The sequence below is a fragment of the Roseovarius lutimaris genome (assembly GCF_900115165.1).
In the GTDB taxonomy this organism is placed as follows: Bacteria; Pseudomonadota; Alphaproteobacteria; order Rhodobacterales; family Rhodobacteraceae; genus Roseovarius; species Roseovarius lutimaris.
Genome location: NZ_FOVP01000014.1, coordinates 16024 through 31365, shown reverse-complemented (window position 1 = coordinate 31365; position 15342 = coordinate 16024). Strand labels below are relative to the sequence as shown.

Here is a 15342-nt window from a genome sequence, read left to right as displayed (position 1 = left end):
GCTATCCGACCGATCCGCTGCCTGTGCGATGGCCCAGATAGGCCAGCACCGCCTTCATGCCGAAAAGCGCCGCCACAACCACCGCCATCACGGCGCAGGAAAAGGCCGCGGCCTGCGATGTCAGCCCGGCATCGTCGAGCCGCATGATCGTGACGGCAGCCACCGAGAGATCAGGCGTCGTCAGAAACACCACAGCCGACAGCGTCACCATCGAGCGCATGAACAGAAAGAAAAACACCGAGATCAGCATTGGCGCAACAAAGGGCGCGATGATGTTGACCGCCACCCGCCCCAGACCCGCCCCAAGGCTGCTGGCGGCTTCTTCAAGTGCTTCGGGCAATTGGCGAAACCCTGTCATCACCGTCAGAAAGGCCTGTGTGTGATAATGATAGAAATTCACGATCCCGATCAGGGCCGCCGTGCCATAGAGCAGATAAAGCGGCGTGGCCGTGGAATTGAAGGTCAGGATATAGGCAAGGCCCAGAACCATCCCCGGCACGGCCGCCGGCATGGCCGCCAGCACCTGCAACGGCTGCACCAGAATCGCGGGCGCGCGCCGTAGCCCGACAGCGAGCAGAAACACCAGAAAGGTGCCGCCCGCCGCCGCCGCCAGCGATATCCATGTCGTGACCCACAGCGACGAATATCCGCCCGCGAGGGTGATGTTGTAATGCTTGAGGGTCAGGGACATATTGTAGGGCCAAAGGCGCACGAAACTGGCATAAAACACGATGGCGATCACCGACAGGACGGCCAGACAGATCAGTAGGCTGAGCCCCGCCATCGGCAGATCGCGCAGCGGCGCAAAGCTTGGTACAAATCGTTGCGCATTGGCGGGCTGGCGCCCCTGAAGCCGCATCGCGCGGCGTTCAATGGCATAGGCCGCAACGGTGGGCAGCAAGAGCATGATCCCCACGACGGCACCCATGTTGAAGTTGCGCTGTCCGATCACCTGTGCATAGATCTCGGTGGCCAGCACCGAATAATCGCCACCGATCACCGCGGCATTGCCGAAATCGGTGATGGTGATGATGAACACCACGAAGGCGGCATTCAGAATGCCAAAGCGCGCGGCAGGCAGAGTCAGATCGCGGAACTGAAGCAATGGCGAGGCCCCCATGACCTCGGCGGCCTCATAGGTTCGCGCATCCAGCAGAACCAGCGCCGCCCCGATGATCATGACCGCCTGCGGAAGGGCATAAAGCGTGTTGGCGATCAGCAGCCCCCAAAAGCCATAGATCTCCATCTCGATGCCGAAAATCTGGTTCACCAGACCGTTGCGCCCCAGCAGAAAGATCAACCCGAGCGCCTGCACAAGCGAGGGCGCAAGCAGCGGCAGGATAATCACCGCCCGGATCAGGCGCTTGCCGCGAAAGGCACAACGATAGAGGCCATGCGCGATGATGAAACCAAGGGTGACGCTGAGCAGGGTGGTTGCCCCGCCCATGACCATGGAATGGCGCGTTGCCCGCCAGAACCCGGAAGAGCCGAGCACCTCGGCATAATTCGACAGGCCATATGCGCCGTCAGCCGTGGTGATGGAGCGCAGAAAGACAATCGCCATCGGATATAGAAAGAACAGCACCAGCCCCAGGAGGGGAACGCCGACACAGATCAGCGCAAGGGCTTTGTCGCCATCAAAACGGGCGGATTTTGCGCCGCGCGAGGGGATGGGCCGGGGCAGGGTGGCCTGCGTCATGCCCCGGCTCCGGTCAGATCATCACGGACCCAGACACAGTGATCCGGCGCGATTGCGAGCGATAGCCGGTCACCGGGGCTAAACATGTCCACACCGTGGGTTTCCACCTGAAGCGGGCCAAGCGGGCTATCGAGGTCGAGCCGCTTGAGATTTCCAAGAAAGCTGATGTCCCGCACGGTGGCGGGGCCCTCTGCATCAGGCGTCAGGTCAATATGTTCGGGCCGGATACAGGCGATGTACTCTGCATCCGCGCCGTTTGGGCGGGTCTGCAACAACTTGGGCTGAACCCGGCGGATCACATCGGTTTCGATCAGATTGCTCGTACCCATGAAATCGGCCACGAATCGCGTGGCGGGCCGGTGATAGAGATCCTCGGGGGGGCCGGCCTGCACGACGGTTCCGTGGTTCATGCAGATGATCTTGTCGGCCAGTGCAAGCGCCTCTTCCTGATCGTGGGTCACCATCAGGGTGGGAATGCCAAGGCTGCGTTGCAGGTGCCGGATCTCGCCGCGCAGATCGGCGCGCACCTTGGCGTCGAGGGCCGAAAGCGGCTCGTCCAGCAGCAGGACGCGCGGGTCAACCGCAATGGCGCGGGCCAGGGCGATGCGCTGTTGCTGACCGCCCGACAGCTGCGCGGGAAACTTGTCGGCCAGGGTCGGCATCTTGATCAGGTCAAGCAACTCGCGGACCCGTGCCGCAATACGATCATTCGGGGCGCCGCGGATCTTGAGGCCATAGCCGATGTTCTCGGCCACGGTCATGTTGGGAAACAACGAATAGGATTGGAACACGATGCCAAAGCCACGCTTGCGCGCAGGCAGGTTCGATAGCGTTTCGCCCTCGACGCTGACCGTGCCCGCGTCGGTTTCGGTCAGCCCGGCGATGATCCGCAAAAGCGTGGTTTTGCCACAGCCCGACGGTCCCAGAAGGCAGACGAATTCGCCTTTCTCGATGCTGATCGAAACGTCATCGAGGGCGGTGAATTTTCCGAACGTCTTGGTTGCGTTCTCGACGCTAAGATACATCTGGGATCTTCCGGTGCTTGCAGGGGGCTTTGTGGTGATAACGTGACGGCGGATCACGCCGCCGTCACGGGGTAACCGGTCTTAGCGACCGAAGCGCTCGCGCCATTCGGCCTTGACCTCGACCTGTTGTTTGGCAGAGGCGTCGAAATCGACATCGGCCAGAACGGTGCCGATATCCGCAGGCAGCCCCGCCGCCTTGGCGGCTTCGGAGCCTTCAACGCCCGGCACGGTGACCAGGGCCTTATAGGCACCATAAAGCGCGATGGCCTCGTCCGACATGGTCCAGTCAAGGAACTTTTGCGCGTCCCCGACATTATCGGAGCTGGACAGAATGCCATTGGCCTCAAGCTCATAACCAACGCCGCCTTCGGGGAAGACCATGGCCAGCGGATAGCCTTCCTGAATCGATTGCATTGCCGTGAAGGCCAGCGAAATGCCAACCGTATATTCCCCAACACGGGCCGATTTGCACGGCTTGGACCCGGACGAGGTGTATTGCGCCATATTGGGGTCGACCGCCTCAAGCTGTGCCCAGCCGGCCTCTTTTCCCATGCTTTGCAGCACCGCGTTGACATGCAGATACCCCGTGCCCGACGAGTTGGGGTCAGGCATCAGCACTTCGCCCTTGAACCCCTCTTGTTCAAGGTCGGCCCAGCTTGTCGGCATGGGCAGGCCCTTTTCCTCAAGCCGGGGTTTGTTCACGCAAAACGCACCCATATAGCCGATGGGCGCATACCAGCGGTCATCGGAATCGCGGAAACGGTCGGGCAGCACCTCAACACCCGCAGGCGCATAGGGCGTCATCATCTCAAGTACGCGCGGGTCCATCATGGCCGTCACGGCCCAGCCCCAGATTACATCGGCCTGCGGGTTGCCGGCCTCGGCCAGAATGCGCGCACCAAGCTTGCCGGTGGACAGGCGCAGCACGTTCAGCTCTACATCCGGCAGGGCCTTTTGCGCCGCTTCGGTGTAGGCGGCCAGCTCTTCCTCTTCAAGCGCGGTATAGATCGTAAGCTCGCCGGCGGCGGCGGGCAGCGCCATGCCAAGCGCCAAAAGCGATGCGGTTAGTTTGAAAACAGTCATGGTCATCTCCTTGTTGTCGGGTGCCCACGGCGGTGGTGGGCGAGTAGCGGCCTTTGAGCCGTTCTTTTGGTCTCCACCCCCTCGGGCAGAGGAGGATCCACCTGCCGGGTTTTGTGGGTATTTGTGTAGTCTTGCATTTTTTTGGGTTTTGTCTATGGCTAATTGCATCCGGGCGCGACATTGGCGCATTGGGTCGTTCAAATGAGGGAAAACCATGCAAACCACACCAGCAGCCCTGAAAAACAAGGCACTTTGCGCATTTGCGCATGAGTTGGCGGATATTGCGCAGCCAATCGCGCTGCAGTATTTCCGCACCAAGCTGGATGTGTTGGAAAAGCAAGATTTGTCGCCCGTGACCATCGCGGACCGTTCTGTTGAGGCGGCGATGCGGGATCGAATCACGCAAATGCACCCCGATCACGGAATATATGGCGAGGAGCACGGCCAACACGGCCTGGATCGCAGGGATATCTGGGTGATCGACCCGATTGACGGCACGAAAAGCTTTGTCAGCGGCATGCCAACCTTCGGCACCCTGATCGCACATCTGCGCGATGGCGCGCCCGATCTGGGGGTGATCGCGATTCCGTTCACCGGCGAACGTTGGACCGGAATGGCGGGCGCGCCGAGCATGTTTGGCGATAGCCTCTGCAAAACAAGCGGCTGCACTTCGCTGTCCAAGGCCCGGCTTTATACCACATCGCCTGATATCTTCGACGCTGCCGGGCTTTGCCTGTTCGAGGCGCTGTCGGGCCGGGCGGCAATGCGCCGCTTTGGCGGCGATTGCTATGCCTATGGGCTATTGGCCTCGGGGCATGTGGATGCGGTGTTCGAGATGGATCTCCAGCCCTATGATTACATGGCGCTGGTGCCGGTGATCGAAGGCGCGGGCGGTGTGATAACCGATTGGCAGGGGCAGGCGCTGACGCTGGCCTCGGAGGGTCGGGTCATCGCCGCTGCGACCCCTGAACTGCACCGCGAGATGCTTGGGGTTCTGGCCTCTGGCGCGCTGGATAGCTGAATTTTGCCGCATGACGGCGGGGGATGATCCGTAAACAGGATACAGACCCCGATCAGGCCCATGTGATTGCGTAGAACGTTATCAAAAAGCGTGACCGTTTACCGGATGGGGGCCAAGAAAGGCGTTTCCAGGCGCGGCGATTTGATGTGCCGCGCCCGGATGGTTTCGTGGTGAATCAGGCCAGATCGAAACGATCGGCGTCCATGACCTTGGTCCAGGCAGCAACAAAATCGCGCACCATCTTTTCCTTGTTGTCGTCCTGGGCATAGACCTCTGCATAGGCCCGCAGGATCGAGTTTGACCCAAAGACCAGATCGGCGCGGGTGGCGGTCCATTTGACCTTGCCCGTGGCGCGGTCGCGCACCTCGTAGATACCGTTGTCAACGGGGTTCCAGGTGTTCGCCATATCGGTGAGGTTCACGAAGAAATCGTTGGTCAACGCGCCCTCATTGTCGGTGAAGACGCCGTGCTTGGTGCCGCCATGGTTGGTGCCCAGCATCCGCATTCCGCCAAGAAGAACCGTCATTTCATGCGCGCTGAGGCCCAACAACTGGCTCCGGTCGAGAAGCATTTCCTCGGCGGTGACGACATAGTCGTTCTTCATCCAGTTGCGGAAGCCATCCGCCAGCGGCTCGAGCACGTCAAAGCTGTCGGCGTCGGTCATCTCGGCGGTGGCATCGCCACGGCCCGGCGCGAAGGGCACCTCGATGTCAAAGCCCGCCGCCTTTGCAGCCTGTTCAACGCCAAGGTTACCGGCGAGAACGATCACATCCGCCACGCTGGCGCCGGTCTCGCCTGCGATGCCTTCAAGCACCGCCAGAACACGGGCCAGACGCTCGGGCTCGTTGCCTTCCCAGTCCTTTTGCGGGGCTAGACGGATACGCGCGCCATTGGCACCGCCGCGCAGGTCCGATCCGCGGAAGGTGCGGGCGCTGTCCCATGCGGTGGCAACCATATCAGCAAGCGACAGACCGCTTTCGGCGATCTTGGTCTTGACGGCAGCGACGTCATAGCCAGTGCTGCCAGCCGGGATCGGATCCTGCCAGATCAGGTCTTCCTGCGGAACATCGGGGCCGAAATAGTTCGACTTGGGGCCAAGGTCGCGATGCGTGAGCTTGAACCATGCGCGCCCAAAGCAATCGTCGAAATAGGCCTGATCGGCCATGAACTTTTCGCAGATCGCGCGATAGGTCGGGTCCATTTTCATTGCCATGTCGGCATCGGTCATCATCGGCATGACACGCTTGGACGGGTCGGTTGCATCAACCGGCATGTCCTCTTGCTTGATGCCGATGGGCTGCCATTGCTGTGCGCCTGCGGGCGATTTGGTCAGTTCCCAGTCATAGCCGAACAGAAGCTTGAAGTACCCCATGTCCCATTTGGTCGGATTGGTTGTCCACGCGCCCTCGATGCCCGAGGTCACCGCGTTGGTGGCCTTGCCGTCAAGGTTCGGGTTGACCCAGCCAAAGCCCTGGCTCTCGATCTCTGCGGCCTCGGGTTCGGCGCCAAGAGCATCGGCATCGCCATTGCCATGCGCCTTGCCGACAGTATGGCCACCACAGGTCAGGGCGGCGGTTTCCTCGTCGTTCATCGCCATGCGGGCAAAGGTCTCACGGACCTGACCGGCGGTCTTGAGCGGGTCGGGCTGACCGTTGACGCCCTCGGGGTTCACATAGATCAGGCCCATCTGCACGGCGGCCAGCGGGTTTTCCATCGTGGCCGGGTTCTCGACGCTCTCATAGCGGCTGTCGGAGGGGGCCAGCCATTCCTTTTCCGCGCCCCAGTAGGTGTCTTTCTCGGGGTGCCAGATATCCTCGCGGCCAAAAGAAAACCCAAAGGTTTTCAGGCCCATCGATTCATAGGCCATGGTGCCCGCAAGCAGGATAAGATCGGCCCAGCTTACCTTGTTGCCGTATTTTTTCTTGAGCGGCCAGAGGATGCGGCGCGCCTTGTCGAGGTTGCCGTTGTCGGGCCAGCTGTTGAGCGGGGCGAAGCGGAGGTTGCCGTGACCGCCGCCACCGCGACCATCGGCAAGACGGTAAGTCCCGGCAGAGTGCCACGCCATGCGGATCATCAACCCGCCGTAGTGGCCCCAATCGGCTGGCCACCAGTCCTGACTGTCGGTCATCAGCGCAGTCAGGTCTTTTTTCAGGGCCTCGACGTCGAGCTTTTTGAGTTCTTCGCGATAATCAAAATCAGCGCCCATGGGGTTGGTCTTGCTGTCATGCTGGTGCAGGATGTCAAGGTTCAGGGATTTGGGCCACCACTCCATGTTCGAGGCGTCGGTTGCGGTATTGCCGCCATGCATGACCGGGCATTTCCCGATATCGTTTCCGTCCATCTGTCTCTCCGATTCTGGCTTGGTTAATTGAATGTTGCTTGGAAAAGGGGGGGCGTATCTTCAAACACTTAGCATGATTTCCAGATGTCGCATGCCTGATAGGGCCGCACAGGTGGACCCTCTCCTCCCGATCAAGTCTGAGGATTACATATCAAATCCATACCATAGGTTTAAGTTACATTTTGTAATCGTAACGATAGCCTTGGGTTATTTCTATCGAGGCGCGGATCAGAGCCTGTCGAGCAAGGCGCGGGTCGGCCAGGCATCGGCAGGCAGGCCAAGGCGGGCCTGCATGTCGCGCACCGCCGCGCGGGTGCCCGCCCCCAGAATGCCGTCGATCTTGCCCACATCATAGCCGCGCCTGGCCAGCTTGCTCTGAAGCGCCTTCATCTGATCGCCCGACAGGCCCGGATCGGGGTTGCCCGGATCGAAGACCGGCGCACCGGCAAGACGGTTGGCGAAATAGGCGGCGGTCAGAACATAGGTAAAGCTTTGGTTCCATTCGAAATAAACGTCGAAATTGGGATAGGCGAGAAAGGCAGGCCCGCCCTTGCCTTGCGGCAGGATCACGCGGGCGGGCAGGGCGGCGCTGATCTTGCCATGACGCGGCCTTACCCCCATGCGCGCCCACTCTGCGCCGGGTTTGACCGTTTCAAGCCCGCTTTGCGACCAATCAAACCCGGCGGGCAAGGCGACCTCTTGCAGCCACGGCTCGCCCTTGCGCCAACCAAACCCGCTTAGCATCTTGGCCCCGGACAGAAGCGCATCGGCGGGCGAGGTCCTGAGGCGCACATGCCCATCGCCATCGCCATCGACCCCGTTTTCCAGAATGTCGCGCGGCAGCATCTGGACCATGCCGATTTCCCCGGCCCAGGCCCCAGTGGTGGTGGCCGGGTCGAAATCGCCATTCTCGTAAAGCTCAAGCGCCGCAAAAATCTGCGGGCGAAACAGTGCCGGACGGCGGCAATCATGCGCCAGCGTCACAAGCGCGTTCAGCGTGTTGAAGTCGCCCTGAAAGGCGCCATAGTCGGTCTCGAATGCCCAGAACGCCAGCAGGACACCGGCGTCGATGCCATAGCTGCGCGCGATCTGATCAAAGCTGGCCTTGTGGCGTTTGGCCATGGCGCGGCCCTTGTTAAGGCGGTTATTGCTGATCAGGCGGCGGGCGAAATCGGTAAAGGGAAGCTGAAACACGCCCTGACGGCGGTCGGCCTGCAAGACCTTGGGATCTTGGCGCGCGCTGGCGAAAAAGCGATCCACCGTGGCCGAGGCATGGCCTTTGGCCACGGCCTCTTGGCGCAACCCCTGAACGAAGGATTGAAATCCGCCGCCGCATTCGGCGCTTGCCATCGTTCCGCCTGCCAGCCAAAGCGCCAGCGCCGCTGTGATCCCTCGCATGTCCCGTGCCTTTCTGTTCGTCGGTTTAGTGAAACACCAGCGCCAGCAGAATCGCCAGCCCCAAGGCCCCCGCCCAGACCCGCCAGAGCGCGCGACAGGCGGCGTCCACCTCGGGCGCGCCGATGTCCTTGTGCCCGGTGCCGTTAACATAGGGAAAATCGGTCAGCACGCCATGATAGGTGCGCGGCCCCGCGAGGGCCACGCCAAGCGCGCGCGCCATCGCCGCCTCGGGCCAGCCGGCATTGGGAGAGCGGTGGCGCGGGGCCTCGGCCACAATCGCGGGCCAAGCGTACCAGATCGCGTGGCTCGCCACGATCAGCATCGCCGTCAGGCGCGCGGGGATAAGATTGAGCAGATCGTCAAACCGGGCCGCCGCCCAGCCGAAATCATGGTATTTATTGGTACGATAACCGATCATGCTGTCGGCGGTATTGGTGATTTTATAGAGCAAAATCCCGGGCAGACCTGCGATCAGAAACCAGAAAGCCGGCGCAATGACGCCGTCGCTCAGGTTCTCGGCGGCCGATTCGATCGCGCCGCGCGCCACGTCAGAGGGCTCCATCGCGGCGGTATCGCGCCCGACGATCTGCGCGACAGCGCGCCGGGCATCGCCACGCGACACCCGCAAAGCATCGCCCACAGCGGCCACATGATCAACCAGCGAGCGTTGTGCAAGAAGGATTGCGGCGACAAGAACCTCGACCACCGGCCCAAGCTCTTCCAGCAGCGTGCCAAGTGCCAAGGCGCCAAGGCCAAGCAGGATCATGGTGATAATCCCGCGCCTGCGCCGCGCCGGGCCCTGGTTGAGCCGCGCATCGCACCAGCCCACCGCGCGCCCCATCAGAACCGCCGGATGCGGCACGCGATCCCAGAGCCAGCGCGGCTCGCCCAGGGCCGCATCAAGCAGCATCGCCAGCACCAGCGTCATAGCGCACGCTCGATCTGCGCCCAGCCGTGTGGCGCAGGCAGGCCGAGGCGGATCAGGTCATCGGCATAGGGAAAGATGCGGCCAAGAATGCGGTGGCTGGCAAGCCGGTCCTGCCAGTGTCGGGCGTTGTCCACCCGGTATAGCCGGAACAACGCGGTGCCGCCGGTCACCTCGGCCCCCGCGCCCTGCATCAGCCGATCAAGCCGCGCGGCGTCGGTTGCAAGCCGGTCGCGGGTTGCCTCTGCCCAGGGGTGATCGCCAAGCGCGCGCGCGCCGATGGCAAGCGCCGGGCCAGAGACGGGCCAGGGGCCGAGCATCTCTTGCAGCTGCGCAATCAGCGGCGCGGGGCCGATGGCAAAGCCAAGGCGCAGCCCCGCCAGCCCCCAGAATTTCCCAAAGCTTTTCAGAACGATATGACCGGGCCGGATGGCATGGGCCACTAGCGAGCGCATCGGGGCAATGTCACAAAAGCTCTCGTCGATCACGGTGAGCGGCGCGCCAAGGTCGTCGGCGCCGTAAAAATGCCCTGTGGGGTTGTTGGGATGGACAATGACGCGGGCATCCGGGCAGGGGGGGATCTTGGCTGTGACGGTCCAGCCATGCGCGGCAAAGCCTGCGGCGTGTTCGTTATAGGTTGGCGCGGGGATATGGACCTGTCCTGCTTTGGCCAGTCCGGGCAGCCGCGCGATCAGGCTTGAGGCGCCAGGGGCGGCGAGAATTGCAGCATCGTCTGGCACCTGCCAAAAGCTGCGGGCGGCGCGGGTCAGGGCGTTTTGTGCGGCGCGGTCGGGCAGGGCGGTCCAGGCGCCTTGGTCGAGCGCTCCCACCGGATAGGGCAGAGGGTTGATCCCGGTCGAGAGATCAAGCCAGTCGTCGCGCGCCCCGCCATGTTGTGCAATCGCCGCGTCAAGCCCGCCGCCGTGATCGCGCAGCATGCCGGTTACTCCTCTGCGGTGTCGGGCAGGGGGGGGTGACGGGTGACGAAATGCCCCTTTACGCCCTGGGGCCATTGTTTGTAGGGCACTTGACCATTGGTGCTCTGGGCATGCAGGCAAGCGTAGTCGACGATCGCCTCAGCGGCCTCGGGCGTAGGATCGAATTTGCCAAGGGTATAGGCGAGCTTGCCCGCACCCTGCACCGCGACGTTGCAGCCATGAGAACAACCCATCAGGCAGGAGACGCGGCGCGTCCTGACCCCCTCGCGCGCTGCGGCGGCGGCCTCAATCAGGTCGGCCATGTCCTGACCGTGGGGGCGCGACTGGGTGGCCTCGTCCCAGTCGGGTGTCTTGCAGGTGTCGCAAATGGTGATCCAGCTTGTCATCGGGGGCTCGCTCGTTGTTTGGAATGGTTCAAGCGGAAATCCGCACAATCTGCAAGGGTTGCCTATGCGAAACCTGTGCGATCAGGCAGGCATTAACACTTTGTTAAGGTTTGAAGGCAAAGACATTAAGGAGGCAGCGGCTGGCAAGGGCCACATGCGTCGCACCACGTGAGGATATATGAACGTCTTGATCGTTGAAAGCTCGCCCGATCTGGGCCGCCTGTGGCAGAACCACATGCAGCGGCTTGGGATGGATGTCTATCTTTCAAACGATCAGGGCAGTGCGGTCAATGCCCTCAACACCCAGGCCTTTGATGTGATCATTCTGGATCTCGTGCTGGAGCGTGGCAGCGCCCTGGCGGTGGCCGATCTTGCCTGCTATCGCTATCCTGACTCGCAGGTGATTTTCGTGACGAACACCGGGTTTTTCTCGGATGGGTCGATCTTTGAGCTTAGCGTGAATGCGCGGGCCTTGCTGCAATCGGATACCCCGCCGGAGGATCTGGCGGCGATGGTCGAGCATTACGGGCGTACCGCCTGAGCGCGGCCAGGGTTTTCAAGACTTGAGCGCGCAGGGCGCGCAAGGTTATTCTTTGGTTCGGGGCTCTGCCCCGTCGCCCCGAGGGGCGACTCCCCGGGATATTTTTGGCCAGAAGAAAATGACCTCAATCCAGCCGGGTCACGATGTTCGAGCTGCGTTCCAGCGTGCGATGCACCGGGCATTTATCGGCGATTTCCAAAAGTTTTTCGCGCTGGGTTTCATCCAGATCGCCGCTTAACCGGATCACCCGTGTGAACGTGTCGGCCTGTGCGCCCGCGCGGCTGCGGGCGTCCTGGGCATGGACTTTGTCATGCGAGACATCGACGCTGACATGGGTGAGCGGCCAGCCTTTGCGCCGGGCATACATGCGGATGGTCATCGAGGTGCAGGCGCCAAGACCGGCAGCCAGAAAGCCATAGGGCGACATGCCGCGGTCGGTGCCGCCATAGGCCTCTGGTTCGTCCGCGAGCATATGATGATCGGGGCCGGAATTTATGTCTTGCAAGTAGCCGTCGGAATTGGCCTCGCTGACCCGCACGATGCCTTCAGGCGCGCCCGGCGGGGGCGCGGGGGGCAACAGATCAAGGTAGTGCATGACCCAGGCCGCAATCACCTGCGCGGCATATTCGGCATCCGCGGCATTGGTGATCAGGTGATCGGCATTGTCGAGGGTGACAAAGCTTTTGGGATGTTTTGCGGTCTTGAAGATTTCGGCGGCGTTTTCGATGCCGACGGTCGCATCGCGCGGGGCGTGCAACACCAGAAGGGCGCGGCCGAGGTGGGCTATATCCTGTTCCAGGGTTTCGGCCTTCACGTCATCGACAAAGCCCTTGCCGATGCGGATTTTGCGCCCGCCAAGAGTGACTTCGGCGACACCTTCGTCTTTGATCTTTTCAAGCGCATTGCCGAAGTTATGGGTGACGTGGTCGGGATCAAACGGCGCGCCTATGGTGACCACGGCGCGGGTGCTTTCGATCCGGCGGGCGGCGGCCAGAACGGCAGCGCCGCCAAGGCTATGGCCGACCAGAAGCTCCGGTGCCATGCCGCGATCAGACAACGCGCGGGCCGCCAGCTCAAGATCGTCGACATTGGAGGAAAACGAGGTGTTCTCGAATTCACCCTCAGAATGGCCAAGCCCGGTGAAATCGAACCGCAACACCGCAATGCCCGCCCCGGCAAGGCGCGCCGCGATCCGGCGCGCGGCGGGAATATCCTTGGAGCAGGTAAAGCAATGCGCAAACAGTGCCGTGGCCAGATGCGGACCCTCTGGCAGATCAAGCCGGGCGACAAGCTCGTGGCCGGCATGGCCAGTGAAAGTCAGGCGTTCAGTGGGCATGACATATCCTTTGATAGAGTTGACCAAGACTAGATGCGCAAGGCCTGTTCTGCCACCCCGGCGCGTGCTGTGTCACGCGAAGGTGAGCCGGGCAGGCCCGATACCATTAAAATTCGGCTTTTTGTTTAATGAAAAGACTCGGCGCTGGCCACGGATCATTAACCGCATCGGGCGATGATGTGCGGGAAGGCAGGTTATATGTGATATGGTCATGCGTGTGAAATCTCAGCGGGAAGTGCGCCTTTTTGCGGTGGCGGTATCGCTTGTCGTGCTTGTAAGCAGCATGCTGTTGCGGATGCTTATCTTGCCGCCCGATCTGGCGGCTGAAACGCTCTTGCCAGACTCGTTCGTGGCGGTGATGGTCTCTGCGCCGATTGCGTATTTCGTCGGACAGCGGATGCTTGAGGCTCATGAACTTGCCGCCAAGCTTGAGCATGCGGTTTCTCACGATCTTCTGACCGGGGTCTGCACACGTGCCCGTTTTCACGAACGGGCGGGTGAACTTGGCGGTGCCAGCTCTGTTGTGATCGTCGCCGATATTGACCATTTCAAGGGATTTAATGATCAATACGGTCATCACGCGGGGGATCTTGCGCTTCGGCAATTTGCCGCAATTCTTGCCGAGAACTGTCGGGCGGATGACATCGTGGCGCGGTTTGGAGGAGAGGAATTTGTCGTGCTGTTGCGCGACACCACGATCTCCGATGGCCTGGTCGCCGCGGAACGGCTTGGACGGCGCATTCGCCAGCAACCCGTCTTTGTCGATCAGCAGGCCCTTGGCCTGACGGCCAGTTTCGGAGTGGCGGTTCTGCCCCCCGGTGGTAATGCTGAAGCGGCCATTCAACAGGCTGACCGCGCGCTTTATCACGCCAAGCATGAAGGGCGCGACCGCGCCTATGTCTATGATCCCTCCCGCGATGCGGGCCCTTTGCCAATGAGCGACGCAGCCGAGTGATGCTGAGAGAAATCAAAATTTGTTATGTATTGCATATTATAAATTCGTTTTAAAAATGAATTTTCCAAGTCTATGTCTGGGGTGGCCGAGTGGCCTGGCTCAGATAAAAGGAAAGCTAATGCCCCAGGATATTTGCGTAGATCAGCGTGCGCCGGACCGGGTTTCCGGTGTGCCGACAGGATTCATCATGACCCTTGTCATTTTGGCGATTGCCGCTCTCGTGGTGACAGATCCAAGCCCCGATACTGCCGTGGCGCCCGCCGGTTCGACCGGTGTCGCGCTTGAAGACTGGCACGGCAATGTGATGCGGTCGCGATGAGCCGTGCGCCGGGGCGGGCGGATCAGGCCCGCCCCATCAGCGCATCATCGAAGGGATAGTGCGTGAGGTTTTCAAATCCGGTTTCGGTGATCAGAACCTGATCTTCGAGCTTGATCGAAAAATCACCGCCCTCGGGGCTTATCAGGGCCTCGACACAAAGCACCATGCCCGGCTCCAGCGCATAGTCAAACGCGCCGGGCACGGCCTTGTCGGGGTAGGCCACAAGCGGCCATTCATCGCAAAGCCCGACGCCATGCATCATGCAGCCGTATTTCAACGCCTGAAATTCGGGATCAAGCACATGACAGCGCGCGGTCAGCTCCGGGATGGTGATCCCGGGTTTGAGCAATTCCATGTTGCGCATGATGTGGTCATGCCCGTGCTGCATGGCATAGACCATATCGGCGGGGGGCGGGTGATCGCCGATCCACCAGCTACGGCTTATGTCGACACAAATGCCGTAACTGCCGACAAGATCGGTATCAAAGCTGACGATTTCATTGTTTTGCACGATCCGCCCGCCACATTCCTGAAACCAGGGGTTGGTGCGCGGCCCCGAGGTGAGCAGGCGGGTTTCAATCCATTCGCCACCGCGCCGAATGTTTTCGGCGTGCAAAACCGCCCAGATATCATCCTCGCTTGTCTGCCCTTGCGGGACAGCCTCGCGGGCGAAACGTTCCATCACGGCGACGGCGGTTTCACAGGCGTGGCTGGCACAGCGCATCGCCTTGATCTCATCAGCCCCCTTCACGGCGCGGGTCTTTTCGGTGAGTTCTTCGCCTTCCATGATCTCGAACCCCTGCGCTTCGAGGGCACGCAACCCGTGCAGCATGACCTTGTCGACCGCGAGACGCATGTTGCCTGGCGCGTGTTCGGCCAAAAGTGTGCGCACCTCATTGGCAAAGGTATCGGCGGCCACATCGAGCTTGTCGCCCCGATCAAAGTAAAACAGATCCGCGCCAGAGCGCTGTTCGCGCACCAGCGGATTGAAGGTGCTCAGGAAGGGCGAATTCTTGTAATCCCAAATCACCATATAGCCATCGGCGCAGAGCAGCACGGCGCGAAACGGGTTATGGGTGTTCCAGAGCTGCATGTTGGTGCTGTCGGTGGCATAGCGGATATTGAGCGGGTCAAACAGCAACACCCCGGCATAGCCGCGCGCCACAACCGACGCGGTCAGCCGTTCCCAGCGAAAGCGCCGCATTGCCTGAAGGTCAGGCAGATCAAGCCCCGCTGCGGCCCATTCGGAATAGGCAAGCTGTGTCGGGCCGATTTCGATCCGGTCGGCGTCATTCGGGGTGTTGTCGCCCAGGGTGGCGCCGCGGGTCGGGTCGATTTTGCGGGTGTCGCGGAAATGGGTGTTCATTGGCCTCTC

14 protein-coding genes are annotated in these 15342 nt (G+C 61.4%); 4 read left to right on the top strand and 10 right to left on the bottom strand.

Annotated elements, in window-relative coordinates; genetic code table 11:
• Position 1: 1 nt before the first annotated feature.
• The 3 genes from BMZ91_RS12900 to BMZ91_RS12890 form a co-directional block, all read right to left on the bottom strand.
• On the bottom strand, positions 2-1699 hold the full coding sequence (locus BMZ91_RS12900) for an ABC transporter permease subunit (RefSeq protein WP_092839528.1): 1698 nt from the start codon (positions 1697-1699) through the stop codon (positions 2-4).
• A complete protein-coding gene (locus tag BMZ91_RS12895) occupies positions 1696-2724 on the bottom strand; it encodes an ABC transporter ATP-binding protein (RefSeq protein WP_092839525.1) in 1029 nt (342 codons plus the stop codon). The genes BMZ91_RS12900 and BMZ91_RS12895 overlap by 4 nt, the downstream gene beginning before the upstream one ends.
• Before the next feature lie 81 nt (positions 2725-2805).
• Complete coding sequence (locus BMZ91_RS12890) at positions 2806-3807, bottom strand: ABC transporter substrate-binding protein (RefSeq protein WP_218145667.1); 1002 nt, start codon at positions 3805-3807, stop codon at positions 2806-2808.
• Positions 3808-4021: 214 nt separating this feature from the next.
• On the opposite strand from BMZ91_RS12890, the gene hisN reads away from it, so the two are divergent.
• On the top strand, positions 4022-4828 hold the full coding sequence (hisN, locus tag BMZ91_RS12885) for a histidinol-phosphatase (protein WP_092839519.1): 807 nt from the start codon (positions 4022-4024) through the stop codon (positions 4826-4828).
• A gap of 175 nt (positions 4829-5003) precedes the next feature.
• On the opposite strand, the gene katG is transcribed toward hisN, so the two are convergent.
• From katG to BMZ91_RS12860, 5 genes are all read right to left on the bottom strand, one after another.
• Positions 5004-7169 carry a catalase/peroxidase HPI gene (gene katG / locus BMZ91_RS12880; protein ID WP_092839516.1) on the bottom strand — a complete coding sequence of 722 codons (2166 nt, stop codon included), beginning with the start codon at positions 7167-7169 and terminating at the stop codon, positions 5004-5006.
• A 228-nt stretch (positions 7170-7397) separates the two neighbouring features.
• Positions 7398-8567, bottom strand: coding sequence for a lytic murein transglycosylase (locus BMZ91_RS12875; RefSeq protein WP_092839514.1), 1170 nt, complete (start codon positions 8565-8567; stop codon positions 7398-7400).
• A 25-nt stretch (positions 8568-8592) separates the two neighbouring features.
• The gene (cbiB, locus tag BMZ91_RS12870) at positions 8593-9495 is read right to left on the bottom strand and encodes an adenosylcobinamide-phosphate synthase CbiB (protein WP_092839511.1); all 903 of its coding nucleotides are present in this window, start codon (positions 9493-9495) and stop codon (positions 8593-8595) included.
• Positions 9492-10430 carry a threonine-phosphate decarboxylase gene (locus tag BMZ91_RS12865; RefSeq protein ID WP_092839508.1) on the bottom strand — a complete coding sequence of 313 codons (939 nt, stop codon included), beginning with the start codon at positions 10428-10430 and terminating at the stop codon, positions 9492-9494. Before BMZ91_RS12865 ends, cbiB begins: the two co-directional genes overlap by 4 nt.
• A 5-nt stretch (positions 10431-10435) precedes the next feature.
• Positions 10436-10816 carry a DUF1636 family protein gene (locus tag BMZ91_RS12860; protein WP_092839505.1) on the bottom strand — a complete coding sequence of 127 codons (381 nt, stop codon included), beginning with the start codon at positions 10814-10816 and terminating at the stop codon, positions 10436-10438.
• Positions 10817-10994: 178 nt separating this feature from the next.
• Here BMZ91_RS12860 and BMZ91_RS12855 point away from each other — a divergent pair, with 178 nt between their 5' ends.
• The gene (locus BMZ91_RS12855; protein WP_092839502.1) at positions 10995-11357 is read left to right on the top strand and encodes a response regulator; all 363 of its coding nucleotides are present in this window, start codon (positions 10995-10997) and stop codon (positions 11355-11357) included.
• Between the two features lie 124 nt (positions 11358-11481).
• Here BMZ91_RS12855 and BMZ91_RS12850 read toward each other — a convergent pair whose 3' ends face one another.
• Positions 11482-12693, bottom strand: coding sequence for a bifunctional alpha/beta hydrolase/OsmC family protein (locus tag BMZ91_RS12850; protein ID WP_092839499.1), 1212 nt, complete (start codon positions 12691-12693; stop codon positions 11482-11484).
• A 211-nt stretch (positions 12694-12904) separates the two neighbouring features.
• On the opposite strand from BMZ91_RS12850, the gene BMZ91_RS12845 reads away from it, so the two are divergent.
• Together BMZ91_RS12845 and BMZ91_RS12840 are read left to right on the top strand one after the other, a co-directional pair.
• On the top strand, positions 12905-13648 hold the full coding sequence (locus BMZ91_RS12845; RefSeq protein ID WP_245736367.1) for a GGDEF domain-containing protein: 744 nt from the start codon (positions 12905-12907) through the stop codon (positions 13646-13648).
• A gap of 118 nt (positions 13649-13766) precedes the next feature.
• Entirely contained in the window at positions 13767-13967 is a 201-nt protein-coding gene (locus BMZ91_RS12840; protein WP_092839493.1) for a hypothetical protein, read from the top strand.
• Between the two features lie 22 nt (positions 13968-13989).
• Here the strand turns inward: BMZ91_RS12840 and dddP are convergent, their stop codons facing one another.
• Positions 13990-15333: a dimethylsulfonioproprionate lyase DddP gene (gene dddP, locus BMZ91_RS12835; protein WP_092839490.1), complete on the bottom strand. Its 1344-nt coding sequence runs from the start codon at positions 15331-15333 to the stop codon at positions 13990-13992.
• Positions 15334-15342: the final 9 nt, after the last annotated feature.

What these genes read in the sequence shown, in the direction of transcription:
- BMZ91_RS12900 (WP_092839528.1), bottom strand. Translation starts at nt 1,699, where the DNA reads ATGACGCAGGCCACCCTGCCCCGGCCCATCCCCTCGCGCGGCGCAAAA.
- BMZ91_RS12895 (WP_092839525.1), bottom strand. Translation starts at nt 2,724, where the DNA reads ATGTATCTTAGCGTCGAGAACGCAACCAAGACGTTCGGAAAATTCACC.
- BMZ91_RS12890 (WP_218145667.1), bottom strand. Translation starts at nt 3,807, where the DNA reads ATGACTGTTTTCAAACTAACCGCATCGCTTTTGGCGCTTGGCATGGCG.
- hisN (WP_092839519.1), top strand. Translation starts at nt 4,022, where the DNA reads ATGCAAACCACACCAGCAGCCCTGAAAAACAAGGCACTTTGCGCATTT.
- katG (WP_092839516.1), bottom strand. Translation starts at nt 7,169, where the DNA reads ATGGACGGAAACGATATCGGGAAATGCCCGGTCATGCATGGCGGCAAT.
- BMZ91_RS12875 (WP_092839514.1), bottom strand. Translation starts at nt 8,567, where the DNA reads ATGCGAGGGATCACAGCGGCGCTGGCGCTTTGGCTGGCAGGCGGAACG.
- cbiB (WP_092839511.1), bottom strand. Translation starts at nt 9,495, where the DNA reads ATGACGCTGGTGCTGGCGATGCTGCTTGATGCGGCCCTGGGCGAGCCG.
- BMZ91_RS12865 (WP_092839508.1), bottom strand. Translation starts at nt 10,430, where the DNA reads ATGCTGCGCGATCACGGCGGCGGGCTTGACGCGGCGATTGCACAACAT.
- BMZ91_RS12860 (WP_092839505.1), bottom strand. Translation starts at nt 10,816, where the DNA reads ATGACAAGCTGGATCACCATTTGCGACACCTGCAAGACACCCGACTGG.
- BMZ91_RS12855 (WP_092839502.1), top strand. Translation starts at nt 10,995, where the DNA reads ATGAACGTCTTGATCGTTGAAAGCTCGCCCGATCTGGGCCGCCTGTGG.
- BMZ91_RS12850 (WP_092839499.1), bottom strand. Translation starts at nt 12,693, where the DNA reads ATGCCCACTGAACGCCTGACTTTCACTGGCCATGCCGGCCACGAGCTT.
- BMZ91_RS12845 (WP_245736367.1), top strand. Translation starts at nt 12,905, where the DNA reads ATGCGTGTGAAATCTCAGCGGGAAGTGCGCCTTTTTGCGGTGGCGGTA.
- BMZ91_RS12840 (WP_092839493.1), top strand. Translation starts at nt 13,767, where the DNA reads ATGCCCCAGGATATTTGCGTAGATCAGCGTGCGCCGGACCGGGTTTCC.
- dddP (WP_092839490.1), bottom strand. Translation starts at nt 15,333, where the DNA reads ATGAACACCCATTTCCGCGACACCCGCAAAATCGACCCGACCCGCGGC.